Source organism: Sporolactobacillus vineae DSM 21990 = SL153, assembly GCF_000377985.1.
In the GTDB taxonomy this organism is placed as follows: Bacteria; Bacillota; Bacilli; order Bacillales; family Sporolactobacillaceae; genus Sporolactobacillus; species Sporolactobacillus vineae.
On record NZ_KB899043.1, the window covers coordinates 301,895 to 325,228 of the forward strand.

At 50.0% G+C, this 23,334-nt stretch carries 23 protein-coding genes; 9 read left to right on the plus strand and 14 right to left on the minus strand.

The window, feature by feature from the left end; all coding sequences use genetic code 11:
• Nucleotides 1–135: 135 nt before the first annotated feature.
• The 3 genes from D889_RS0103745 to D889_RS0103760 all read right to left on the minus strand — a co-directional run bounded on the left by D889_RS0103745 (nucleotide 136) and on the right by D889_RS0103760 (nucleotide 4,220).
• The gene (locus tag D889_RS0103745; RefSeq protein ID WP_010630489.1) at nucleotides 136–2,535 is read right to left on the minus strand and encodes a heavy metal translocating P-type ATPase; all 2,400 of its coding nucleotides are present in this window, start codon (nucleotides 2,533–2,535) and stop codon (nucleotides 136–138) included.
• Between the two features lie 26 nt (nucleotides 2,536–2,561).
• Entirely contained in the window at nucleotides 2,562–2,909 is a 348-nt protein-coding gene (locus tag D889_RS0103750; RefSeq protein WP_010630490.1) for a metal-sensing transcriptional repressor, read from the minus strand.
• A 756-nt stretch (nucleotides 2,910–3,665) separates the two neighbouring features.
• Nucleotides 3,666–4,220 carry an SGNH/GDSL hydrolase family protein gene (locus D889_RS0103760; protein WP_010630492.1) on the minus strand — a complete coding sequence of 185 codons (555 nt, stop codon included), beginning with the start codon at nucleotides 4,218–4,220 and terminating at the stop codon, nucleotides 3,666–3,668.
• 154 nt (nucleotides 4,221–4,374) lie between these two features.
• Here D889_RS0103760 and D889_RS0103765 point away from each other — a divergent pair, with 154 nt between their 5' ends.
• The 4 genes from D889_RS0103765 to D889_RS0103780 all read left to right on the plus strand — a co-directional run bounded on the left by D889_RS0103765 (nucleotide 4,375) and on the right by D889_RS0103780 (nucleotide 8,370).
• Nucleotides 4,375–4,875, plus strand: a complete 501-nt coding sequence (locus D889_RS0103765) for a cation:proton antiporter regulatory subunit (protein WP_010630493.1) — start codon at nucleotides 4,375–4,377, stop codon at nucleotides 4,873–4,875.
• Nucleotides 4,876–6,090 (plus strand): cation:proton antiporter, encoded by a 1,215-nt coding sequence (locus D889_RS0103770; RefSeq protein WP_010630494.1) that lies wholly within the window; start codon nucleotides 4,876–4,878, stop codon nucleotides 6,088–6,090. It begins immediately after the preceding gene.
• 113 nt (nucleotides 6,091–6,203) lie between these two features.
• Nucleotides 6,204–7,214: an aldo/keto reductase gene (locus D889_RS0103775; RefSeq protein ID WP_010630495.1), complete on the plus strand. Its 1,011-nt coding sequence runs from the start codon at nucleotides 6,204–6,206 to the stop codon at nucleotides 7,212–7,214.
• Between the two features lie 253 nt (nucleotides 7,215–7,467).
• Nucleotides 7,468–8,370: a YitT family protein gene (locus D889_RS0103780; protein WP_010630496.1), complete on the plus strand. Its 903-nt coding sequence runs from the start codon at nucleotides 7,468–7,470 to the stop codon at nucleotides 8,368–8,370.
• 8 nt (nucleotides 8,371–8,378) lie between these two features.
• Here the strand turns inward: D889_RS0103780 and D889_RS0103785 are convergent, their stop codons facing one another.
• The 3 genes from D889_RS0103785 to D889_RS0103795 form a co-directional block, all read right to left on the minus strand.
• Nucleotides 8,379–9,608, minus strand: coding sequence for a multidrug efflux MFS transporter (locus D889_RS0103785; RefSeq protein WP_010630497.1), 1,230 nt, complete (start codon nucleotides 9,606–9,608; stop codon nucleotides 8,379–8,381).
• A 182-nt stretch (nucleotides 9,609–9,790) separates the two neighbouring features.
• Nucleotides 9,791–10,495, minus strand: a complete 705-nt coding sequence (locus tag D889_RS0103790) for a TerC family protein (RefSeq protein ID WP_010630498.1) — start codon at nucleotides 10,493–10,495, stop codon at nucleotides 9,791–9,793.
• Between the two features lie 118 nt (nucleotides 10,496–10,613).
• Nucleotides 10,614–11,318, minus strand: a complete 705-nt coding sequence (locus D889_RS0103795) for a TerC family protein (protein WP_010630499.1) — start codon at nucleotides 11,316–11,318, stop codon at nucleotides 10,614–10,616.
• 600 nt (nucleotides 11,319–11,918) lie between these two features.
• Here D889_RS0103795 and D889_RS0103800 point away from each other — a divergent pair.
• Nucleotides 11,919–12,356 (plus strand): ferritin-like domain-containing protein, encoded by a 438-nt coding sequence (locus tag D889_RS0103800; RefSeq protein ID WP_026038971.1) that lies wholly within the window; start codon nucleotides 11,919–11,921, stop codon nucleotides 12,354–12,356.
• A gap of 60 nt (nucleotides 12,357–12,416) precedes the next feature.
• Here the strand turns inward: D889_RS0103800 and D889_RS0103805 are convergent, their stop codons facing one another.
• Nucleotides 12,417–13,634 carry an ABC transporter permease gene (locus D889_RS0103805; protein WP_010630501.1) on the minus strand — a complete coding sequence of 406 codons (1,218 nt, stop codon included), beginning with the start codon at nucleotides 13,632–13,634 and terminating at the stop codon, nucleotides 12,417–12,419.
• Nucleotides 13,622–14,374 (minus strand): ABC transporter ATP-binding protein, encoded by a 753-nt coding sequence (locus D889_RS0103810; protein WP_010630502.1) that lies wholly within the window; start codon nucleotides 14,372–14,374, stop codon nucleotides 13,622–13,624. The genes D889_RS0103805 and D889_RS0103810 overlap by 13 nt, the downstream gene beginning before the upstream one ends.
• A gap of 234 nt (nucleotides 14,375–14,608) precedes the next feature.
• Between D889_RS0103810 and D889_RS0103815 the strand changes: the two genes are divergently transcribed.
• From D889_RS0103815 to D889_RS0103825, 3 genes are all read left to right on the plus strand, one after another.
• Entirely contained in the window at nucleotides 14,609–15,040 is a 432-nt protein-coding gene (locus tag D889_RS0103815) for an HIT family protein (protein ID WP_010630503.1), read from the plus strand.
• 145 nt (nucleotides 15,041–15,185) lie between these two features.
• Nucleotides 15,186–15,731 (plus strand): tryptophan transporter, encoded by a 546-nt coding sequence (locus tag D889_RS0103820; RefSeq protein ID WP_010630504.1) that lies wholly within the window; start codon nucleotides 15,186–15,188, stop codon nucleotides 15,729–15,731.
• A gap of 134 nt (nucleotides 15,732–15,865) precedes the next feature.
• On the plus strand, nucleotides 15,866–16,270 hold the full coding sequence (locus tag D889_RS0103825; protein ID WP_010630505.1) for a YtxH domain-containing protein: 405 nt from the start codon (nucleotides 15,866–15,868) through the stop codon (nucleotides 16,268–16,270).
• A 106-nt stretch (nucleotides 16,271–16,376) separates the two neighbouring features.
• Here the strand turns inward: D889_RS0103825 and D889_RS0103830 are convergent, their stop codons facing one another.
• Both D889_RS0103830 and D889_RS0103835 read right to left on the minus strand, forming a co-directional pair.
• On the minus strand, nucleotides 16,377–17,609 hold the full coding sequence (locus tag D889_RS0103830) for an aminopeptidase (RefSeq protein WP_010630506.1): 1,233 nt from the start codon (nucleotides 17,607–17,609) through the stop codon (nucleotides 16,377–16,379).
• Between the two features lie 140 nt (nucleotides 17,610–17,749).
• Nucleotides 17,750–18,355, minus strand: a complete 606-nt coding sequence (locus tag D889_RS0103835) for a YpmS family protein (protein WP_010630507.1) — start codon at nucleotides 18,353–18,355, stop codon at nucleotides 17,750–17,752.
• 323 nt (nucleotides 18,356–18,678) lie between these two features.
• Here D889_RS0103835 and D889_RS0103845 point away from each other — a divergent pair, with 323 nt between their 5' ends.
• Complete coding sequence (locus tag D889_RS0103845; protein WP_010630509.1) at nucleotides 18,679–19,560, plus strand: peptidylprolyl isomerase; 882 nt, start codon at nucleotides 18,679–18,681, stop codon at nucleotides 19,558–19,560.
• 170 nt (nucleotides 19,561–19,730) lie between these two features.
• Here D889_RS0103845 and D889_RS14835 read toward each other — a convergent pair whose 3' ends face one another.
• From D889_RS14835 to D889_RS0103865, 4 genes are all read right to left on the minus strand, one after another.
• Nucleotides 19,731–20,024: a sporulation YhaL family protein gene (locus D889_RS14835; RefSeq protein WP_010630510.1), complete on the minus strand. Its 294-nt coding sequence runs from the start codon at nucleotides 20,022–20,024 to the stop codon at nucleotides 19,731–19,733.
• 130 nt (nucleotides 20,025–20,154) lie between these two features.
• Nucleotides 20,155–21,108 (minus strand): 3'-5' exoribonuclease YhaM, encoded by a 954-nt coding sequence (gene yhaM, locus D889_RS0103855; protein ID WP_010630511.1) that lies wholly within the window; start codon nucleotides 21,106–21,108, stop codon nucleotides 20,155–20,157.
• Between the two features lie 70 nt (nucleotides 21,109–21,178).
• Nucleotides 21,179–22,567, minus strand: a complete 1,389-nt coding sequence (locus tag D889_RS0103860; protein WP_010630512.1) for a sensor histidine kinase — start codon at nucleotides 22,565–22,567, stop codon at nucleotides 21,179–21,181.
• On the minus strand, nucleotides 22,564–23,241 hold the full coding sequence (locus tag D889_RS0103865; RefSeq protein ID WP_010630513.1) for a response regulator transcription factor: 678 nt from the start codon (nucleotides 23,239–23,241) through the stop codon (nucleotides 22,564–22,566). Before D889_RS0103865 ends, D889_RS0103860 begins: the two co-directional genes overlap by 4 nt.
• Nucleotides 23,242–23,334 lie beyond the last annotated feature (93 nt).

Genomic DNA, 23,334 nt, shown 5'->3' on the forward strand with positions numbered 1-23,334 from the left:
CTCCGTTGTCGGGCGGAATCAAACAACACTCGCAGCCAAAATAAAAAACCGGGCAAATTCACTCGTCCGGTTTTCATATCTATATTTTTTTGTCATAGCCCTGTTCTTCAGCACGTTCACTTTAAAAATTACAGTTCAAAGTCTGGCCTGCTTCAATCTCAGGCTGTTCACAATGACCGATACAGAACTGAACGCCATGGCCGCACCGGCAATCCACGGGGTCAGCAAACCGAGTGCGGCGACCGGTATTCCGACCGTATTATAAAACAGTGCCCAAAACAGATTCTGGCGAATATTGCGCATGGTTTTGCGACTCAAGTCAAGCGCATGAAGAACGTGCATCAGGTCACCGCCAACAAGCGTAATATCGGCCGTCTCTATAGCCACATCCGTCCCGGTACCGATGGCCATGCCGATATCGGCAACCGCCAGAGCAGGTGCATCGTTGATCCCGTCGCCGACCATCGCAACGTTGAGCCCCTGGGCCTGCAGTTCGCGTACTTTATTCGCTTTATCCTCAGGAAGGACTTCCGCAAAAACATGATCAATGCCTGCTTTTCTGGCAATCGCTTCAGCCGTCCGCTGATTGTCGCCGGTGATCATATAAACGCCGAGTCCGCGTGCCTTGAGTTTTTCGATGGCCAGCCGCGACGTCGGCTTAATCGTGTCGGCAACTGCGATGACGCCTTGAAGCTTCCTGTCGAGAGCGAAAAACATCACTGTTTTCCCGTCCGACTCCAGGCGGCGAACTTCGTGGGCCATCTCATGAACGGAGACGTCCTCATTACTCATCAGCCGTTTCGTACCGATCGCGATCCGATGCCCGGAAACCTGGACGGTGATACCGGCGCCCGTATGTGCTGTAAAACGACTTGATGGCAGCTGTTCCTGAAGATGCTGCGATTTCCCATAAGCGATAATCGCCCGCGCCAAAGGATGCTTACTTAAATGTTCTGCCTCTGTGGCGAGGCGGATCAGCACATCCCGGTCGATATCCCCGCAGAGAACAACATCGGTCACTTCAGGTTTCCCGTTGGTAATCGTTCCGGTTTTATCCAGCATGATCGACTGGAGGTTCTGCGCGGCCTCAAGATACTCGCCGCCTTTGAATAAAATACCGTTTTCTGCACCTTTTCCCGTGCCGACCATAATCGCTGTCGGCGTTGCCAGACCAAGTGCACAGGGGCAGGCAATCACCAGTACGCTGATCGCGGCAATCAGTGCCGGCAGCCATTCTCCCGGACGAATCGCCGAGATCCAGACAATAAAGACAAGAACGGCGATGGTGATTACAATCGGTACAAAAACTCCGGAAATACTGTCGGCAAGCCGCTGAACCGGTGCTTTGGAGCTCTGCGCTTTTTCTACAATCCGGACAATTTCGGAGAGTGCTGTTGCTTTGCCGACCTTTTCAACACGGACAACCAGCGTTCCGTTCACATTCAAGGTGGCGCCGATCACCTTATCTCCGGTCTGACGGGTCACGGGGAGTGATTCTCCGGTGATCATCGATTCGTCGATCGACGAACGTCCGTCGACAATGATGCCGTCTGCAGGAATTTTTTCACCGGGCCGGACCCTGAGAAGATCTCCGGTAACAACAGACTGGATCGGCACTTTTTTCTCCACACCGTTTTCAATCCGGGTGGCGTCTTTCGCCTGGAGGTCCAGCAGTTCGCGAATCGCCGTCGTTGTCTGCCGCTTCGCACGGGCTTCAAAATATTTGCCAACCAGTACAAGCGTAATGAGAATGGCACTGGTTTCAAAATACAGATCCGGATGAGCCATACCGGAAAACTGATAGCGCAGTGTCTCCGCCAGACTGTAAAAATAGGCGGCGCTTGTTCCGAGTGCGACAAGCACATCCATATTGGCGCTTTTTTTAATTAATGCCTGTGCTGCGCTGACATAGAACGGCCAGCCGATATAGAACTGTACGATGCTCGCAAGAATTAGCTGAAGCCATGGATTGATCAGCAGATCAGGCAGCGGCAGGCCTGTATTAAAAGGGAGATGAGCGACCATCGTGTAAAGCAGGGGAAGTGACAATACCGCAGACAAAATCAGTTTCTTTTTCTTCTTCCGGAGCACTTTCCGCTTTTCATCCGCTTTGATCCGATCCATCACCGCTGACGGATAGCCCAGCTGCGCGATTCTGTTCAGGATCAGTTCCGGCTCAGTGATGCCAGGAACGTAAACGACCATACCTTTTTCAGCTTCCGGATTCACATGGACGGAGAGGATACCGGGCATTTGATGCAACCCGTTCTCAATCTGTGCGGCATCAGCCGTGCCGCGCATTCCTGAAACGGTCAGATGAAAATGTTTCTGCTGCACGCCGTAGCCGAGTTTCTCAATTCGGGCGATGATCTCCTGCGGGGTTGTCCGCGCGTCTTCGATCGTTACCCGGGCATTATCCAGACCAAGATTAACGGTGGCCGAAACACCGTCCATCCGATTCAGAACTTTTTCTATTCGATCCGAACAGGCAGCACAGGTCATACCTGTAATGCCTATTGAAATTTCTTTTTCCATTCCGCAGCGCCTCCACCTTTGACGATCTATTTGTAGAATTGCTGGAGTACTTTTAATAACTCGTTGATCTGATCTGAACCATGCCCTTCTTCAATCGCTTTAGCAACGCATGACTTGGCATGGCGCTCCAGTACGGAAAAGCCGATTTTTTTTAACGCCGCCTGGGCAGCCGACAGCTGAATCAGAATATCAACACAATAGCGATCGTCCTCAATCATTTTCTGGAGGCCTCTGATCTGGCCTTCCACCCGTTTCAGGCGATTGATGATTCTCTGCTTCTCTTCCAAAGTCCTCGGTGCTGCCGGCGATTTGTCGGGCTGCATCGCGAGACCTTCGTCTGGCGCACTGCAGCAGCAATCTTCGCGTTCATTCATCGCCTACCACCCCTTCTCCCTGCATTATACCCCCATTGGGTATAAGAAACAAACTGCCGATCATCGTGCATCCGGCTCACACCAGAGATTCTCCGACATACTCCACTTACCATATGATAGTGCAATTCCCCGTTTTAGAAAACGGATACATCATCCCGGGCACATCGATGCAGATGCGGATTGCCGGCAACGGTTTTACTGCGGCAAATTTCGCCAGCGCAAAAAAGCAGCCCAGGAAGCTGCTTTTTGCGTGAGTGAGAAAGGAGAGGTGTAAGTCACTATGATTCTTTTGATACCCGTGATGCCCCGATCGATTTCCTGAACAACATGACGATCCCTTTGTATGATGTTCCGGGAAGAAATAGGCAGGTTCTGCAGGATGAATCAGTGTGTCACGGCATCCGGCCGGATAACATGCCTTCCTGATCCTGCTGGTACAGAAGACGGCTGCCCGTTCAGCCACATGCATAGACATGCCCCAGGTCCGGCACATGGCGGATAAATTCGTTCGCCGTACGCTTTCACAGTTTTCACGCAGCCGTTCTGCCGAGACGGACCGGCGGCATCTGCCGTGAACGCTGATTGCCACCTTGCTGTTCCTGCTGTTTTTCTTCTGTTTCATCATATGGGATCCGTCAGTCCAGCGCAAAGTCATAAAAGCACTGAAAGCAATGGAAATCCCTACTGATTTTGCTGTATTTTGATTTCCGGACACTTTTTTCACCCAATTATTCTGAAAAAAGAACAATTCTTTCGTTAATTGTCTTTCAGCTTATTGACCATCAGACCGGCAAGAAAATCATAACCTGCATCCGAAAAATGTAAACCGTCGGCCAAAAGCAGAGGTTCATAGTTGTCCTTCCCGGCCATTTCCCGATTGAGATCGATCAGAACTGCTCCATGTGAACGGGCACATGTTCTGACGGCTTGCGCATAGAGTGATACGCGCTCATTGGTCCGCTTCCCGATCTGTCTTGCATCGATGACCGGCGACGGCGTCATCAGGATTACTTTATCGGGCGAAATGGCCCGGACGATTCGATCCAGATTACGAATAAATCTCGTCAGCGGGATCCCCTTATGAAACGAGGAATCATTAGCTCCGAAAAGCACCGTTACCTTGTCGTACGGCAGATCAAGTACGTCATGATCGAGTCTCCTGACTGCCTGATCCGTTGTCTCCCCGGAAACGCCGGCATTTCTGACCTGACAGTTCAGTCCGGAAACAAGGCGATCGGTCAGCCGCGGTGTGTCTTTTTCGCCATTCCATCCGGCGGTAATACTGTCTCCGAAACAGATTAACTGATGCATCCATTCAATCCCCAATCCTGTTGCGATCACCGGGAACACATTGATTTACGTGTTCATTCCCGGTTTCTTTGCTATTGCCCTCTTCATTATAATAGAATAAATACAGTAGTGTATCCGGTGATCCGGATCAATTCAACCAGGAAGAGGTGCGTACATGGAAATTATCGAAACAGATCTACCCGGAATCGGGAAGAAATTTCAATTATCTACGGAAAACGGAGATAAAGTCGTCATCATTATTCATGACGACGGCAGGCGGGATGTTTATCATTATGATGATTCAGATCCTGACGAAAGTATCTCCTGCGCCAGTTTTAATGATGCTGAATCAAGGCAGGTTGCGGCAATACTGGGCGGCATGACCTATAAACCCAAAACAGTGGCGTCCGTCGAGCTTGCGTTAAATAACTTAATTATCGACTGGTATAAGGTTGGTGCCGGTTCACCGATTTCGGGAAAGACAATCGGTGGTCTCGGCATCCGCCGGAACTATCAGGTTAATGTCATCGGGATCATCGGAAAGAACCACGCAAAGCAGCTGAATCCCGGAGCCGGCGCAATTCTCGATACAGGTGACACCATTGTTGTTTCCGGCGAACGGACGCATCTCCGGAAATTCCACGACGCGCTCCTGGCCGGAGATAAGGGGGAATAAATGGACCATCTCATTCTTGAAACAGGCATTGCGTTCGTTCTTGTCGCTGCAGCCGCACTGATCGCCAATAAACTCAAATTTTCCATTATTCCCTTTCTGATTATTGCCGGGATGCTGGTCGGCCCTCATGCGCCGAAGATCGGCGTCTTCAGTCTGAAATTTATTGAGAGTGCACCGTTCATTAATTTTCTCGGCCGGATCGGTATTCTTTTCTTACTCTTCTATCTCGGACTTGAATTTTCAACAGGCAAACTGCTCAAATCCGGAAAGTCCATCCTGCTCGGAGGCACGGTTTACATCGGTATGAATTTCGGCCTGGGCATCCTCTATCCGCTGGTGCTTGGCTTCCCGCTGAAAGAGATCCTGATCATCGCCGGGATCACCACTGTCTCCTCCAGTGCCATCGTCGCAAAAGTCCTCGTCGACTTGCGCCGGACAGGCAATTCGGAGACCGAACTGATTCTGGGCATCATCATGTTTGAAGACATCTTTCTGGCCGTATATCTCTCGGCGGTATCCGGCCTGATCCTCGGGAATTCGCAGTCATTCGGGAAATCGCTGCTCTCGATCGGGATCTCACTGGCTTATATGATCCTCTTCTTTGTCATTGCCCGGTTTGCCGCGCCGCTGTTGAACAAGCTGCTCCGCATCCGGTCCGATGAGATCTTTATCATCGTCATCTTCGCTTCGCTTTTCTTCATCGCCGGGTTTTCGGAGACGATTCATGTCGCTGAGGCGATCGGTGCGCTGCTGCTCGGTCTGGTTTACTCGGAGACAACGCAGGCCGAACGCATTGAACGTCTGGTTATCCCTTTCCGTGATTTCTTCGGTGCTGTGTTCTTTTTCAGTTTCGGACTCGGCATTGATCCTGCTCAGCTTGGCGGTGCCGTCTGGCTCACAATTGGTGCCGTTTTGATCACAGTCGCCGGCAATTTCGCCGCCGGACTGATCGGCGGCCGCCTGTCAGGCCTCTCCTATAAAGCATCGACAAATATCGGACTGACGATTGTTTCCCGCGGCGAATTCTCAATCATCATGGCGAATCTCGGCATTGTCGGCGGGCTGATGCCGGTCCTCAAGCCGTTTTCGGCATTATATGTGCTGATTCTGGCCATTCTCGGCCCGATCATGACCAAAGAATCCAAAAAAATCTTTGCTTTACTGAACCGGATTTTTAAATGGCAGAGGACGCAAAAGACGCGAGCCGCGGAATAGGCGACCCATTGTCTTCCGAAAGCCGGAAACCATCCGTTTGAATGTTTTGATTTTATCAGCCTGGTTTCTTTATAATTAAAGTGAACCTAAATTTTAAACGAGGCGATAAATTCATGGAAACTACATCAATCAGGGGAACGGACCTTCATCCGACACGCATCGCCCTGGGTACATGGGCAATCGGCGGCTGGATGTGGGGCGGTTCGGATGACCGTGAATCAATCAGAACCATTCATCAGGCTCTGGACAGCGGCATCCGGACAATTGATACTGCCCCTGCGTACGGACAGGGACATGCTGAGAAAGTTGTCGGACAGGCCCTCAAGGAATACGGCCACCGGGATCAGATCGTACTGGCTACCAAGGTTTGCCTTGATTGGGTGGGTAGCGATGTCTTCCGAAATGGGTCTCGTGAACTGATCAAAAGGCAGGTTGAGGACTCTCTCCAACGGCTGGGAACAGATTATATCGACATTTACCAGGTTCACTGGCCGGATCCGCTCGTTCCGATTGAAGAAACGGCAGAAGCCATGGGCGACCTGTACAAAGAAGGAAAAATCAGGGCGATTGGGGTCAGCAACTTCACTGTGGACCAGATGAAAGCATTTAAAGCCGTTGCGCCGATCCACACTGTCCAGCCGCCGTACAACTTGTTTGAACGGGATATTGAGAAGGACGTGCTGCCCTACAGTAAAGAAAACGGGATTGTTGCATTATGTTACGGCAGTCTCTGCCGCGGGATGCTGTCCGGAAAAATGACGGCCGACCGCAAATTCGGCGGTGACGATCTGCGGCTCTCTGATCCGAAGTTCAAGGCACCGCACTTCGCCCACTATCTGGCGGCAGTTGATGATCTGGCTAAACTTGCTAAGGACCGATACGGTAAATCCGTCAGAGCACTCGCCGTCCGCTGGATTCTCGATCAGACTAAGGATGGGATTGCCCTCTGGGGCGCGCGTCATCCGGATCAGATTGCCGCTGCCACTGAAGTAGCGGATTTCCATCTTGACGATCAGACGCTGAAAGACATCGATGCCATTCTGAAGCGTCACGTTCCGGAACCGATCGGCACTGAATTCATGGCTCCGCCAACCCGCAAGGAATATGAAGCATCAAAAAAATGAAACAAACAGACCCGGAGCGGCGTTTCGATCCCGCTTCTCCAACGGCTGAAGATCGGCAACCATGTTTGCCTTAATAGGGAACAGGGCTGCCGTTTTTTCTTATCACCTGTCCCGGCAGCTGTATTCCGCTTCAGGTGCTCACTTTTTCCCGCGGAAGTCTCGCACACCTTTCGCTCCGGATCACGAAGTATCAAAACAGAGCTTCATGGAACAGTTTTTAAATTAAGGGCTTTAAGAGAAAGGTTGTATCAGGTTGAATCATACAGTAGAACACGCACAGGTGCCTGTGAAAGAAAGATCAAAGCATAAAGGTCTGACAATCCGTCAGTTGATTGTCAGACTGCTTCTGATCAGTATCGGCGTCTTTTTTGAAGCCATTTCGCTGGAAAGCTTTCTCGTTCCGAATAAGATTATCGACGGTGGTGTAACAGGCATTTCGATCATGATGACCCATCTCAGCGGCCTGCCGATCGGCATTTTTCTCATCATCTTCAATTTTCCCTTCTTCATCGTCGGCTATAAACAAATGGGCAAGACATTCACCGTCACTTCTGCCTGTGCGGTCACGGCACTCGCCCTGCTGACGACTTTTTCGGGAATTCCGCAGTTTACCAATGACCTTCTTCTTGCCGCCGTATTCGGAGGCATTATCATGGGCATCGGCGTCGGTCTGGTCATCCGCAACGGCGGATCTTCAGACGGAACCGAAATTCTTGCCGTCCTTTTTAATGAAAAAACACCGTTCTCCGTCGGTGAAGTGGTCATGTTTATCAATATTTTCATTCTCGGATCCGCCGGTTTCGTGTTTGGATGGAACTACGCCATGTACTCGCTGATCGCCTACTTTATCGCCTTTAAAATGATCGATATTACAAGCGAAGGTCTGGAGTCTTCGAAGGCGGTATGGATTATCAGCGACCTCCATCAGGAAATCGGCGATGCCCTGAACGACCGGCTTGGCCGCGGGGTGACCTATCTCAACGGCGAGGGTGCCTATACGGGAAACGATAAAAATGTTATTTTTACCGTGATCAGCCGGCTGGAAGAAGCGAAAGTCAAAAACATCGTGGACTCGATTGATAAAAATGCCTTTCTTGCGATCAGTGATATCCATGACGTGAAAGGCGGCCGCTTTAAGAAGCGCAGCATTCATTAAACCGTTTTTCAAAGATCGTTTCCAGATCGCTGCGTTGCTTTGCGCTCAGTCCGCCGCGCCGCAAGCGTGGAGACTACCAGCCAGGCGGCATTGGCAAACAGCAGCGCACTGGTTGAGTAGAAAACAAAGCGAATACCGAATGAAGCGGCCATATGTCCGCCGAGCAATGACCCTCCGAGTGTGCCGAGAAACTGTGCGGATTGATTGTATCCGAACAGACGCCCGGTAATCGCTGCAGGGGCCATTTTTTTAACGATCGTATTGATTGCCGGCAGGATACCCGCCGTCGCCAGCCCGAGTAAAAATCTCAGCCCGGAGAGCTGCCACGGATCGGAGACGAACGCCTGGGGAATGAAGACAAGACCTGTGAAGATCAGCGCAGCCAGCAGTACCCGCCGCGGGCCGATCCGATCCGTCAGCCGGCCCAGAAACGGTGCTGCGATCACGCTGGCAAGACCTGCGGACGCAACAACAACGCCGGAGATCAAAGCCAGCTGGGTAGCCTGCGGTGCGAGTAATTTAACGTAGACCGTGATGATCGGCTGGATCGACATGTTTGCCAGCTGAACCATAAACGTGGTGACGAACATGGCGATAAACATGCCCATATGCGGCGTCATCATCCAGACCTGGCGAAATGAGATCTTTTTCTTATCCTGAACGACAAACTTCTCACGGATAAACAGCAGCGATGCCAGAAAAGCCGCACCCAGGGACAGACTGGTGCTGATAAATACGAAACGCATGCCGACCAGATCAGAAAGAAAGCCGCCCAGTAAGGGCCCGATCAGTGAACCGCTGATCCCGCCGGTGGATAACATGCTCAGTGCCCAGCCGGAGTGGCTTTTCGGTGTCTGCATCGCCACCAGAATGATCGACGCGGGAATATACCCTGAGACAACCCCCTGCACCATCCTCAGAAAAAACAGCTGATAGACATTCTGTGAAAAACCCATGCAGAAAACGACGAGGCACATGCCGAGACTGGCGCGAAGCAGCATCGGTTTGCGCCCGTACTTATCGGCAAGTGCGCCCCAGAGCGGTGAAACCAGCGCTGAAACCAGAAATGTGGCTCCGAAGACCAGTCCGGACCATCGTTCGATATCTGATGTATTATGCACACCGAGCTGTTCGATAAAAAGCGGCAGAAAAGGAATGATCTGACTCATTCCCGCCGCCGTTGCAAACGCACCGAACCAGCAGACATATAAGTTCTTTTTCCATAAAGGAAGCGACATCAACACACACCTTGCTTTTCCCATTGTCTCTTGAAACAGAGTTTTACATGTGACAGAAGTACGTGAAAAAAAGGCGCCTGAAATAGGGCACCTTTTTTCAGCACTACTAATAATAGATGGATTTTTACTTTTTAACAAACGATTGGATCACAGCCTGCCCTGAAAACTCAGAGCTTAAACGTTCAGACCGCCTGATTTTTATTGACCGGATGCGTCTGCTTCTTCTGAGTGAACCAGCCGGCAAAAAGAACGGCAAGGATGATCAGAATCACAACCGGCCACTCGATCCACGCGGCGAGACCGCCCAGACCTTTTCTGACCAATGGTTCGGCAAAAAGCATTTTCCCGGCCGTCATGGCCAGAATGGCTGCCCCGACATAGATCAGCCACGGGAAACGGTCGGTCAGTTTCATAATCACAGCGCTGCCGCCCATCAGTAATGGAACACTGAACAGCAGACCGACAATCACCAGCAGCGGATCATTTTGCGCCGCCCCGGCAACAGCCAGCATATTGTCCAGACTCATCAGGGCATCAGCCAGAATAATAGTCCGGACTGCCGCCCAGATACTCGCCGCAGCTTTAATTTCGCTTTTTTTAGCTGATCCGTCATCAGGAAGCAGCAATTTATAGGCAATCCAGACAAGCAGCAGCCCGCCGGCAAAATGCAGGCCGGGGATCATCAGCAGATACACAACCGTGACCGTACAAAGGATCCGGATGATTACCGCGCCAACCGTCCCGTAGAGAATCGCTCTGACCCGTTCATGATCCGGCAGCCGTCTCGCGGCCATCGCAATAACAATCGCATTATCACCGGCAAGAAACAGGTCGATGCCGATAATCACAACCAGGGATGACCAGAATGCTAAAGTAAACAGTTCCATGACTCCTATTGCCTCCTACAAAACCCACCTGTATATAGATGTCCGCGGGAATTATTTTCGCCGCGGGAATGGTGTTGATTCAAAAAACATTCAGCCGATCCGCGTGCAGGGAGGTACTTCAGGACGAGCGGGTTTCATTGACAGGCGCCGCTGCCGTCAGTTTTCCTGCCTGCTGCTTCCGCCACCCGAAATAGATCACACCGGCAATGATCAGGGCAATCACTGCCCACTTAATCCAGGACGCCCCTTCGACCCCCTGAGTAATAAAGTGTTCGGCAAATATCATTTTCCCGGCCGTAAATGCCAGTACGCCGGATCCGGCGTAGGTGATCCATGAGAAGCGGTCGACAAGTTTAAGAAAGAGCGTACTGCCGCCCATAATCATCGGAACACTGATCAGCAGTCCGAGAATAACCAGCAGATAATTTCCCGAAGCAGCGCCGCCAATCGCCAGCACATTATCCAGTCCCATCAGCGCATCGGCGGTAATGATCGTTCCGATGGCTGCGCTCAGGCTTGTTTTTGCCTCTACTTTCCGGTCTTTCTGCTGGTTTTTAAGCAACCCATAGGCAATCCATACGAGCAGCAGACCGCCGACAAGGTGCAGACCGGGCATCTTAAGCAGCCAGACAACGGCCAGTGTGGCGACCGCACGAATGGCGACAGCTCCGAGTGTGCCGTACAATATGGCACGTTTTCTCTGGTGATCCTGAAGGCGGGCAGCGGCAAGCGCAATCACAATGGCGTTGTCCCCGGCAAGAATCAGGTCGATACCCACGATCAAAAGCAGCGACATCAGGAACTCGGCTGAAAATAATTCCATTTCATCATCCTCCTGAACTAATTGATTGGCAATCTTTTTTTCTGAAAATCGAACAAAATAAATACAGCCCCTCCAACGTCTGGAAAGGCTGCATCAATAAAAATACCTTTGCCTTTTTCCGTTCGAGGCAAAGGTCTCGCCAGCAGTTCTTCACTGCCAGAGAATGCCGGGGATTTTCTCCCGTAATGACGGCTCTTCTCTTTCGGCTACTCCCCTTTAAAAGAGAGGCTATTCAATTTGTTACTCTAAGTATAATTGATGGTCGCAGAATCTGTCAACGTTCATTTGATGGATTATCCGCCCGATTTTTCCTGAAACAGATGATTTCGGTAGGCATCGCCGTCACACCTGGTTGATACTTACATCTATGACCTGAAAATCAAAATCGATCTTTCCCGGCGGTAACCGTTTTAAAGCCGCTGAACCGCCGTACGGCTTTCCTGATAACTCAACTATACAGGCAGAATCGCAACATTTCCATAGACCGGGAACGGTTTCCCGCTCCGTCCCAAGACGGAGAAATAGCGTTGGTCTCTGAAATAAAAGTTTGTCTTGCCGCGGAACAGGGAATAATTCAATCAGTATGACAAGAAGGAGTGAATGCACATGGATCAAAAAGATGCACTGATTGCCGGACTGAATCAGGATCTGGCAGGAGAATATGCAGCCGTGATTCAGTATACTTACTACGCAACAACAGTGACCGGACTGAACTATCAGATTCTCAAACCATTTTTCGAAGCGGAAATTCCTGATGAACTCGGACACGCCGCTTATCTTTCGGAAAAAATCAGCCATCTTGGCGGTGAACCGACCACCATGCCGGCACCGGTAGAACAGGTTGGGGATGCCCGGGCAATGCTTGAAGCCGCCCTTAAGGCCGAGTCGGACACATTGGAGAATTACCAGATCCGCCGCAGTCAGGCACAGGACCTGAAGATGATCGAACTGGTTGTCAAACTTGAAGACATGATCTCAGATGAACAGAATCATCTCGAAAAACTGTCGCGGATTCTTCATGATCCCGTTTTTTCCTGAAACAAAGCATGAAGCAGACAAACCGTCCGGAGAATAATCTCCGGGCGGTTTGTCTGTCGGTTATTTTTGCGCGGACAGCCGGTGCGCCGTATAGCCGTAAGTAAACAGCAGCGAAACGAGTCCACCGGCGGCCAGGAGCACCGGAAAGAGAAGTATTCGTCCGGGTCCGGCCGCCCCGGCAAGACTCAGCAGCACCGTCTGGATGGCCAGCAGCGTAAAAACCAGGCGGATAAAGCTGTGCCTTTTCATGGCCGGGGCAATGGGATACAGACCCTCAAGCGCCTGGGGAAACGGATGCGACCAGAGCGGAAGCAGCTGAAGACCGGTCAGATAAACCACTGAGACAACGACAAATCCGGTGTACTTGCCGTTGTTCAGGAAGTAGCTTGCCAGCATGCCGATCACGGTCAGGCGCAAATACTGTGCAAAATAGTCATCGGACCGGAGCCATGTTTTTAAAAAGAGCTGCGGGTAAATCCGGTTTGAGCGGAACGAGCGGACTGGAAACAGTGTGCTGATGATCCGGCGCGGATGAACGGAATGTCTCAGGCGCGGCACGTCCGTAAACAGATTGACGAATCTGAGAAACTGAAGTGCCTGCAGGTTGTCCATCTCGATCAGCCGGTACCAGTCAAGCAGGCCTGTTGCTGTCTGCCGGTGAAAAAGCAGGACAGAAACTGCGAGCATCACAGCCGCGCAGATGACCGGCGCAGGAGTTGGCAGCCCTCCGGCAATTCCGTAAATAAGCAGAAACGTCAGCCCTGAACGGAGCACCTTCAGCGGCAAGGTATCCCTGATAAATTGTTCCTGCCAGCGGCTGTCGATATTCCAGACTTTCGCCGCCAGAAGCACTGCAGCAACCAGAAGGAATGGCGCCGCATTCCGCCCGGATGTGTACTGATAGAGCGGCCAGCAAATAATCTGAACCAGCAGAAGGATCGCTCCCTGAAAGCAGAAACTATACCATCGGCTGTGTCTGAAATAAGCGCGCAGCTCGGCTTCAGCAGGCAGAAGGAAGACTGCATCAGCCTTCACCAGAAATGTCCGGATCGGCGAACGCATGGCTGCCAGTGCCAGAATCACGCTGACAAGAAGAAGCCCCGGAAAGCCGTGAGGGAGCGATTCCAGCCATTTTTTATAGTAGAATCCGCTGATGATCACCATGGCGTACAGAAAAAACATCAGTCCGCTGTTTTTCCCGATCAGATTCCAATAGCGAAGTGCCCGCCGGAAATGAGCCTGCTGCCTTGTTTTCCAAAGTCCGCTCAGTTCGTCCATGTCGTCTCACCCCTGGCCACAGACAGATAGATGTCCTGCAGAGAAGCACCGGCGTCCCCGAATCGTTTTCTGATCTGATCCAGCGTTCCCTGAACAGCAATTCTGCCTTCGTGCAGGATGATAAAACGGTCACAGTATTGTTCCGCGGTTGAGAGGATGTGCGTGGACATCAGAATTGATGAGCCGCTTTTTTTCATTTCGACCATCAGATCAAGCAGAGACTGTATTCCGATCGGATCCAGTCCGACAAAGGGTTCATCAACAATATACAGATCCGGATGTACGAGAAAGGCGCACATGATCATCACTTTCTGCCGCATGCCCTTGGAAAAATGGATTGGGAACCAGTGAAGCTTCTTCTCCATATGAAAGAGTGCGAGCAGCCTGCTGCTTCTTTCCTGATACGTGCGGCGATCCAGATGGTAGGCCATCGCTGTCAACTGCAGATGTTCTTCAAGCGTCAGCTGTTCATACAGTTCGGGAAGTTCCGGAACATAAGCCAGCTGACGGCGATAACCCGTTTTATCTTCCCGGATCGTCTTGCCGCCGATCCGGATTTCCCCTTCATAGGGATCCAGAAGACCGAGAATATGTTTAATTGTCGTACTTTTTCCGGCTCCGTTCAGCCCGACCAGCCCGACCAGTTCACCGGGACCGATCGCAAAAGACAGATCATGCAGCACCGGGCTCCGGCGTGTATAGCCGCCGCTTAGATGAGCCACCGATAAGATTGCTGTCATTTTATTAACTCCTGTATTGGTCTTCGCGATGCGTCGCCTCATTCGGAACTGCGCATCGCGTGTGTTTTACATCCCTGTCTATTCTACTTAATTTCCGGCGTCACAGGCAAGGAAGGCGTGCACGAATCACGCATCGCCTGAAGATCCGCCTTCCCGCTGACAAATCACCGACTTGTGATAAAATGAAAATAATTGAAGTCAGACTAGAAAACAGCAACAGAAAGGATGATTGAAATGGCTGAAGAGAACGACTGCATTTTTTGCAAAATCATTAAAGGGGAAATCCCCAGTGCCAAAGTGTATGAAGACGAAGATGTCTATGCATTTCTCGATCTTGGACAGATTACCAAAGGACACACGCTCATCGTGCCCAAAGTCCATCAGAAAGACATCTTCCATCTGGATCCGGAGATCGCCGCAAAATTATTCCGCCGCGTGCCGGTTATTGCCGACGCGATCAACAAAGCATTCCATCCTGTCGGACTGAATCTGCTGAATAATAACGGTACGCTTGCCGGACAGAGCGTCTTCCACTACCATGTTCATCTGATTCCGCGCTACGGTAAGGACGATACGATTAATTTCGGCTTCCAGACGCACACGGATGATTATACGAATGAACAGCGTGCCGCCATTGCTCAGGCGATCAGCAGCCATATTCACTGATACGGGCAGACGGATCCGGCGCTGACGGTATGTTTGGAATTGGTTGCATTTTCTGAAGAATGAGTGTATATTGATTTTACACCTTGCAGCAGGTCGGTGGGACACTGCTGGAGGAAACAACAGGATAGTTGAGGAGAGATTAGTTATGAAGCTTAAGAATTTAGTCATTATTGCCGTGTTTCTTGCGATCGGAACTGTTTTGCATGCTTTTATGCCGCCGATCTTGTTCGGTATGAAACCGGACCTGATGCTGGTCATGATCTTTCTTTCTCTTTTCTTCTTTGCGGATAAGAAATCATTTCTGGCCGTCGGTCTTGCTGCCGCGATTCTCGGCGCGCTGACGACGTCGATGCCTGCAGGGCAGATTCCGTCGGTGATCGATAAATTCACGACAACGGTGGTTGTGTTTCTGGCATTTAAATTGATCGCCGGGAACAGAACCCGGTTGCCGAAATACATTACCGGCATTATTCTCGGATTTTTCGGTACGGCGATCAGCGGGGCTTTATTCCTTGGAAGCATGATTCTTCTGATGAATGCACCATTGTCGTTCACAACACTGTATCTGGCGCTCGTACTGCCGACAGCCGTATTCAATACGGTCTGTGTTGCAGTTCTTTATCCAATCGTGGAAAAGATTGCTGCACGAAGCGGGTTTATTCACACCGCACCGAAGCCTTCCGTACGTTAATCGAACTGTCCGGCCCCGCCTTTAAAAGCGGGGCTTTTTATTTTACCTTACAGGGCGGATAAGTGATAAGCAAGCCATTCTGGGGTATAATAATTTTAGTTGAGAGAATTCTGAAGGAAGAGGTGGAATGACCTATGGGTAAATTTCTTTCATACACGATTGGTGCTGTCATCGGCGGCGCAGTCGGCGGCACGATTGTCCTGCTGACGACACCGAAGAAGGGGGAAGAAATACGTCAGGAGATCAAGACGAAAGCTTCTCTGGTACAGCAGCCTCTGAAAGACGCGGCATCCAACCTGGGCGAGGTTAAAGACCGGGTCATCGCTTTGAAAGATGAAAGTGTGCCTGTACTGAAATCAACCGTCAGCGACCTCGGTACTTTGCTGAAAGAATGGAAAGAAGATATCCAGCCATATCTGACAAAAATCAAAAATAACGTCGTTCAGCTTGAAGCCGCCAAAGAGAAACTGACGAATAAGCTGAAGACCGATGCACCGGAGAAGAAAACAGGAGAAGAAGAAACACCGCCTTCTCTGTAACTTTCGTCTGGCAGTAAAAAATGATTGGCAAAAAGGCCCGGGAATGAACCTTCCCGGACCTTTTTTACTGCCTGTCCGATGGATGAATTTCAAACCATTCAGTCACTCATAGTGCCCAATGTCCCTGGCGAAATACGGGCTCACGCTTCCCATCAGCTGTTTCACCATCGATGTCAAGTTCTCCTGAACCGATCATGAAATCAACATGGATCAGACTGTTATTCGCACCGTGAGCATCAAGCTGTTCGCGGGTCATCTGTTCACCGCCGTCAAGGCAGGTCGGATAAGCTTTGCCGATGGCTAAATGACAGGAGGCATTCTCATCATACAGGGTTTCATAAAAAGTCAGCCCTGAAGCAGAAATCGGCGAATCCACAGGAACAAGGGCAACCTCGCCGAGATAATGCGCTGCGTCCTCTGTCCCGATCAGCCGTTTGAGCACGTCTTCACCTTTATCCGCTGAAGCGTGGACGATCCGTCCGTCTTTAAATTCAAGTGCTATTCCTTCAATCAGCGTGCCTTCATAATTCAACGGTTTCGTGCTCACTACGGTCCCGTTCACACCGGTCTTCAAAGGCAGCGTATAGACTTCCTCCGTCGGCAGATTGGCGACAAAGGATGTCCCGTCCGTCGTCCTGGATGCGCCGCCGTCCCAGTGACTGGCCGGATCAAAGGAGATTTCCAGATCCGTTCCCGGACCCTTGTAGTGCAGCTTACGAAACTTTTTCCGGTTTAAGATACCCTTCTTTTCCTCTAATGTAGCCAGGTGGTCACGCCAGGCTTTTAACGGATCTTCACTGTCCGTCCGCGTCATCCGGAAGATCACTTTCCAGAGATCACGAACAGCAAGTTCTCTGATCTTACCCGGGAACAACTTTTTACCCCATTCAACCGACGGATAGATCAGGATGGTCCAGCTGACCCGGTCGGACATCCGGTAATCATAGTACGTATTCAAGGCATTCCAGGCGGTTTCCTGGTCCAGTGCCAGTTTGTCGGGATCAACACCGTCAGTCATTCCGATCCCGGTTGTCCTTATGTCAATGCAGGCGGCGCCCCGTTTCACCAGCGATTCCAGCTGATTCACCTTCCAGGCCGGATAATCCCTGATGACCTCCTCAGACGCGTGTTGTAGCCGCAGACGTTCGAGCCGGTCATCGATCCAGTTAAAATAAACACAACGGGCTCCGGCTTCATACGACTTCTCAGCAACCAGCCTGGCCAGTGCGCCGGCATCGACCGGACATTTGACAAGAACGTCCTGACCTTTCTGAACATTAGCGCCAATTTTAACGGCAAGTTCCGCATACCTGTCCAGCATCTCTGCAAATGTTTTCATAAGTCTGATCCTCCCCGGAAAATACCTGTAGCTTCTGAAAAACTGAAAACGCTAATTAAACTTAACAGATCTATTTTATCACTTCATGATCCGTTGGATGCAAGCGCTCACATGTATGTTCACAACACTGTCGCTTTTTCTCATTGATAGACATTAAAAGAAACGTCATTATTCGGCAAATCAATCGATCTCGCTCTCAGGAACATGCCGCCCTGCATTTTAATCTGGCTCAGGTTGATATAAACCTGACGTTCACCCGGACGGATGATGACCCATTTGGGAAAATGACTTCCGGCCTTAAGAAAGCCGAGTACTTCCTGATCCGGAAGCCGGATACTGCCCAGCTTTACTTCAGACTCCTTCAGCACAATATCGCCGTGACTTACCGATGGATTGAATTTTAACGAAAAAGGAATTCCGGTGAAAAGAAGCCGGTACGTTCCTTTTAACTCCACCTGATTGCCGATCGCAACCTGATAAGTCAGTTTACTGTCTTTACCACTTTTCATCTGACGGTTAATTAACGTTTCCAGCTGCTGCTTATTTGCCTGGACGGTAAAAATAGGCTGCCCTTTTGCGGCGTCCTGCACCTTTCCCGGCAGTGTCGAACTGGCGGTAAACCCGTTTGTCAGAAAACCGGCAAGCAGCAGTATGGCGAGTAAGAGGGTCAGGAGCAAGGCAAAAAAGGCAGATCTCCAGAAATTTCTCCTTCGTCGTCCGGCAATGTTTCTTCGATTCATTTCCATGCCTTTTTCCCCTCCATATTGATTACCACTTTTATTAGAAGATATCCGTATGTACTTGGCCACTTCTGTCCTTGATAAGTTTTAATTATATCGTTTTTTACGTTCCGCTGCCGCAAAAAGGATGAATCCCTCTGCAAATGATCTTCAACAATTAACCGGAACCCAGTCGTTTCTCGACATTTCCTGCCATTTTGGGTATGATAAACAGTGTTGCCATCACAGAAGATCATGTATTTCCTGCTAGACGGCAAATTTGAGACGGAATGCATCCGTGTTGATCGAAAATTAATTACTAGATACAAATTTGATTAGGAGTGGACGTAGTGAAGAAATTAATCATGATACTGGCTGCCGTACTTATGCTGTCAAGTCTGGCTGCCTGCGGTAACAGCGGGGACAACGCGACCGTCGTCACAACGAAGAGCGGTAATATCACCAAAGCGGATTTTTACAATGAGCTGAAGAAGACGAACGGATCTCAGGTACTTCAGAATATGGTATATGAGAAGCTGCTAGAGAAGAAATACAATGTCTCCAAGAAAGCAGTGGATGCCAAATACAATCAGGTACGCAAGACATTCTCCAGCGAAACTCAGTTTCAGCAGGCGCTGGCTCAGAACAATCTGACGACAAGCCAGTTCCGCCGCCAGATCAAAGATTCGCTGATGATGACCAAAGCGCAGCAGGCCGGCATTAAAGTGACCGATCAGGCACTGAAGGACTACTACAACAAGAACAAAGTACAGCTGACCGAACTGAAGGCCCGCCATATTCTGGTCAAAGATAAGAAAACAGCCAATGCCGTGCTGAAAAAGCTGAAAAGCGGCGCTGATTTTGCTAAACTGGCCAAGCAGTATTCCACCGACAACGGGTCCAAAGCCAAGGGCGGCGAGCTGGGCTGGTTCAAACAGTCAACAATGGTTCCGGAATTCAGCAACGCAGCAATGAAGCTGAAGGTCGGCCAGATCAGTAACCCGGTTTATTCAAACAACGATGGCGGTTATCACATTATCCAGCTTGAAGGAAAACGAGACGACTATAACCATCTCAAAGCTTCTGTTAAAGACGCTTACCTTGCCAGCAAGGAAAAATCCCAGAGTGTCGTCATGCAGACACTGATTAAAAATGCAGATATCAAGGTACAGGACAATCAGTTCAAGAATCTGTTCAGTTCATCAAATTCAACAACCACTGTTCAGCCGTAACCAGATCCTGAGATCGCTTATCTGCTTCTGACGATCTGATCGAATAAAAATGTGTCTTATTGCCGGTTATTCGGTGATAAGACACATTTTTTCTTCCCTTGCATGAATAATTAAACTGATCGTCCGCGACTCAAAATATAGAGACCAAAAAAAAGGCACCCCCGGCCGGTTTACTGCATGGCCCCTGGATGCTTTTTATTTCTGCGCCGCTCTTTTTCGTCTCTCATTCTTCTGATAAAAATATTTCCTTGTTCTTCATTCCACTCGTCATCGATCTCTTTGTCCTGCTTTGACAAGGTAAATGCCTTATAGCCGCTGAACAGAATACCGGCAATGACCAGATAGACCCACCAGGCAATCCCAAGCAGCTTTGTAATGACCGGTTCGATCAATCCGAGCTGCTGCATCATAAATAAAAGAAAGAGCAGCGCAATCGCATATAACGCACGTTTTGCCTGTTTCATGAACAATCTCCTCCCGGGTAACAGTGATTCAGTACCTTTACTGTCCCCTTATTCCTATGAGAAGGATTGTCCCTTTATGCCGGGAACTGAAGATTTCCCGATTCGGCCGTCAACAGTCTTCGCTCCCGGTTTATTGATCCCCGGCATCAAACGCAGGTCTGTATAATGTACGGTTGTTCATCGCAAAGATCCGTTCTGAGAACTCTCCCGGACGCGTCTTGCGAATCGCCCGTGTCATCACATTGATCTTGGCATCCATGTCGTCCAGCATATGAAGGATTTCCGCCTCTTTAAACATCGGCGGTTTCGGACTGCCCCATTCCGGATTCTCATGATGGCTGAGCACCATATGCTGAAGCAGCAATACTTCTTCCCGGTCTTCGATCCCAAGTTCCTTCGCCGTTTCGCCGATCTCATCAATCATGATCGAGATATGGCCGAGCAGATTGCCGGCCAGTGTATAGGTGGTCGACGTCACACCGGACAGTTCTTTCAATTTGCCCATATCATGCAGCAGAATCCCTGAATAGAGCAAGTCGCTGTCAATCTCCGGATACATCCGGACAACTTCTCTCGCCATATCGAGCATACAGCAGACATGGAAAGCAAGCCCGGACAGAAAATTGTGGTGAATGCTCATCGCTGCCGGATATTCAAAGAAATCTTTCTGGTGCTTTTTGAGCAGTGCACGTGTCAGGCGCTGAATAACCGGATTCTTAATCTCAAAGAGATACTGGGTGACCTTCTCTTCAAGCTCGGAAACTGAAAGTGGCGCAGCCATGACAAGATCCGACTTCCTGATCGCTTCATTTTCCGCCTTCAGCCGGATGTTACGGATTTTCAGCTGATTTCTCCCCCGGAAATGATTGATATCCCCTTCGACCAGAACAATGACACCGGCAACATATTCTCTTTCATCCTCTGGAGAACTGCCCCACAGTTTTGCATCGATTTCTCCGGTCTTATCCTGCAGTATGATGGTCAGAAAAGGTTTCCCGTTGCTTGCTGTGCCACGGGTTGCCGATTTGATCAGCAGAAAATCCTTGATGTGTTCTCCTTCTTTATAATAAGCAATGCCCTTCAATTCATCGCACCCTTTCGCTATCACTTATACTCCGGATATCCGGTTCCGGCAACTTGCTTTTCTGCGACGTTTACGACCCTGCTTCTCCCGGAAGCACTTCCTTCGGCGGAGCGGGGAACGTGACCTGGAAGTTGACGCCTTTCGGCAGATTGATCGCTTTTATTGATCCTGAGTGTGCCTGAACAATCCGCCGGACAATCGCCAGACCCAGACCGAACTGACCTTTCACGCCCTTCTCGAACGGCAGGAAGATACCCTCCCTTTCTTTCTCGGGAATACGGTTTCCGTCATTACCGACCGTCATTACCGTTACTTCTCCCTGTTTTTCAGCGGTCATCCAGATCCTGCTTTCTGCATAGCGCAGACTGTTTTCCAGCAGATTTTCCAGAACCGTCTGAAGTTGTTCGCGATCTCCCCATAATATGGTCTCGTCACCGTCAATATGAATCGAGATCTCTTTACGCTGGGCAATCAGCCGTTCACGGATGAGCACGGCAAGATCACCGAACCGGACCAGTTCGTGTTTCGGTTTCTGTTCATTAAGTGAATCATACCGGGTAAAGTATAACAGCTTTTTCACCCGTTCTTCCATTCGCTCGGATTCGTGAATCACCACATCGATCGAGTCATCGAGATTTCCCTTAGGATAAATATGATCCTTCATCGACTGGGCATAGCTGTGAATGACCATGATCGGCGTCTTCAACTCATGAGAAGCCTGCTGGAGAAATACTTTCTGCGAATGGTCATACTTGATCAGATTGACACGCATCTTCTCAAACTGTGAGGACAGACGTTCAAATTCTTCATCGCCTTTCCATTCGAAGGGTTTCTCCCAGTTCATCCCGGCGATCTCCTCGAACCGCCTGCCCAGGATATCAAGCGGTTTTTTCAAATACCTGGCCAGCCCGAAGGCAATAAACAGGCTCAGGACGCCGATCATGATGAAAATATAGATCATCCGCGTCCACAGTTTGTGCATCAGTTCTTTTGGATACGTATCCCACATGTATGAAATAAAGTAGCCATTCCCCAGATTTGTATTAACTTTACTGATGACATAATAAAGTGTCGACCCCTGATAATGAAGTTCATAACGCCCGGAAACCGATTTCTGCCTCATCATTTCACGGACCATCGGCCGATAGATACCCTGTTCTTTGATTAAATTACCCTCTGTCTGCCGGAAACTGCTGTCGACAAACAGATTTCCTACCGATTTGGCAGCCCGCTGTTTATTCATTTCAGTGGTCGAATTCCCGAACCCGTAGCTTCCCTGCCCCTGGTAAAGGGTACTCTGAACATACTCAATGGTGTCGAATGAATCTTCACGAAGGGCATTTTTAATCATAAAGGGATAGACGACCGACATCAGCACACCGATGAGAATGATCAGAAGTGCGAACGACATCCAGATCCGTTTCGTCAGCGTCATTCTTAATCTGAATGGAAGTTTCATGAGACAATCCTGTATCCGGAACCGTAGACGGTCTCGAGCGACAGCCGGTTCAGCTTCCGGCGGATCCGGCGAACCACATCATCGACCGCACGATCCGAACCGACGTAGTCCCTGCCCCATACTTCAGTAAGGATTTCTTCCCGCGATTTTGCGACGTTGGCATTTTCTACCAGATAGAGCAGCACATCAAATTCTTTTGTCGTCAGTTCGATCGCGTTCCCGTCTTCATCAAAAACATCACGTCGGACCACATCGATCTGGTATCTGGAGATGACCATTTTGCTGTCGTGGAGACCGCCGCCATAGACCCGGTGCAGCAGTTTCCGTGCCCGGATGACCAGTTCTTTCGGGAGGAACGGTTTGGCCAGATAATCGTCGCTGCCCATTTCCAGTCCGATAATTTTATCCAGATCCTGGTCCCGTGCGGAGATAAAGATAACCGGCTGCTCCGAATGATTTTCCTTAATCTTCTTTAGCAGGTCATAGCCCGACATGCCAGGAAGCATAATATCAAGAATCCACAGATGAACCCCGTTATGCAGGTATTCAAGTGCTTCCTCGGCGGAATGAAATACGGAGACCTTCCAGCCTTCCTTTTCGAGATAGGCCTTAAGAATTGAAGCCAGGCTGTCTTCGTCTTCAACCAGGTTGATTTTATACTCTGTCTCTTCCATCTGAATCATCCTTATCCATAGCTTATCACTTGAATTATATCATGAGGACCGATGTTTGAAGAGAATTGAAACAATTCACATATTGTGCCCGGG

Coding starts and splice junctions, on each gene's coding strand:
- D889_RS0103745 (WP_010630489.1), bottom strand. CDS start 2,535: ATGGAAAAAGAAATTTCAATAGGCATTACAGGTATGACCTGTGCTGCC.
- D889_RS0103750 (WP_010630490.1), bottom strand. CDS start 2,909: ATGAATGAACGCGAAGATTGCTGCTGCAGTGCGCCAGACGAAGGTCTC.
- D889_RS0103760 (WP_010630492.1), bottom strand. CDS start 4,220: ATGCATCAGTTAATCTGTTTCGGAGACAGTATTACCGCCGGATGGAAT.
- D889_RS0103765 (WP_010630493.1), top strand. CDS start 4,375: ATGGAAATTATCGAAACAGATCTACCCGGAATCGGGAAGAAATTTCAA.
- D889_RS0103770 (WP_010630494.1), top strand. CDS start 4,876: ATGGACCATCTCATTCTTGAAACAGGCATTGCGTTCGTTCTTGTCGCT.
- D889_RS0103775 (WP_010630495.1), top strand. CDS start 6,204: ATGGAAACTACATCAATCAGGGGAACGGACCTTCATCCGACACGCATC.
- D889_RS0103785 (WP_010630497.1), bottom strand. CDS start 9,608: ATGTCGCTTCCTTTATGGAAAAAGAACTTATATGTCTGCTGGTTCGGT.
- D889_RS0103790 (WP_010630498.1), bottom strand. CDS start 10,495: ATGGAACTGTTTACTTTAGCATTCTGGTCATCCCTGGTTGTGATTATC.
- D889_RS0103795 (WP_010630499.1), bottom strand. CDS start 11,318: ATGGAATTATTTTCAGCCGAGTTCCTGATGTCGCTGCTTTTGATCGTG.
- D889_RS0103800 (WP_026038971.1), top strand. CDS start 11,919: ATGCACATGGATCAAAAAGATGCACTGATTGCCGGACTGAATCAGGAT.
- D889_RS0103805 (WP_010630501.1), bottom strand. CDS start 13,634: ATGGACGAACTGAGCGGACTTTGGAAAACAAGGCAGCAGGCTCATTTC.
- D889_RS0103810 (WP_010630502.1), bottom strand. CDS start 14,374: ATGACAGCAATCTTATCGGTGGCTCATCTAAGCGGCGGCTATACACGC.
- D889_RS0103815 (WP_010630503.1), top strand. CDS start 14,609: ATGGCTGAAGAGAACGACTGCATTTTTTGCAAAATCATTAAAGGGGAA.
- D889_RS0103820 (WP_010630504.1), top strand. CDS start 15,186: ATGAAGCTTAAGAATTTAGTCATTATTGCCGTGTTTCTTGCGATCGGA.
- D889_RS0103825 (WP_010630505.1), top strand. CDS start 15,866: ATGGGTAAATTTCTTTCATACACGATTGGTGCTGTCATCGGCGGCGCA.
- D889_RS0103830 (WP_010630506.1), bottom strand. CDS start 17,609: ATGAAAACATTTGCAGAGATGCTGGACAGGTATGCGGAACTTGCCGTT.
- D889_RS0103835 (WP_010630507.1), bottom strand. CDS start 18,355: ATGGAAATGAATCGAAGAAACATTGCCGGACGACGAAGGAGAAATTTC.
- D889_RS14835 (WP_010630510.1), bottom strand. CDS start 20,024: ATGAAACAGGCAAAACGTGCGTTATATGCGATTGCGCTGCTCTTTCTT.
- D889_RS0103860 (WP_010630512.1), bottom strand. CDS start 22,567: ATGAAACTTCCATTCAGATTAAGAATGACGCTGACGAAACGGATCTGG.
- D889_RS0103865 (WP_010630513.1), bottom strand. CDS start 23,241: ATGGAAGAGACAGAGTATAAAATCAACCTGGTTGAAGACGAAGACAGC.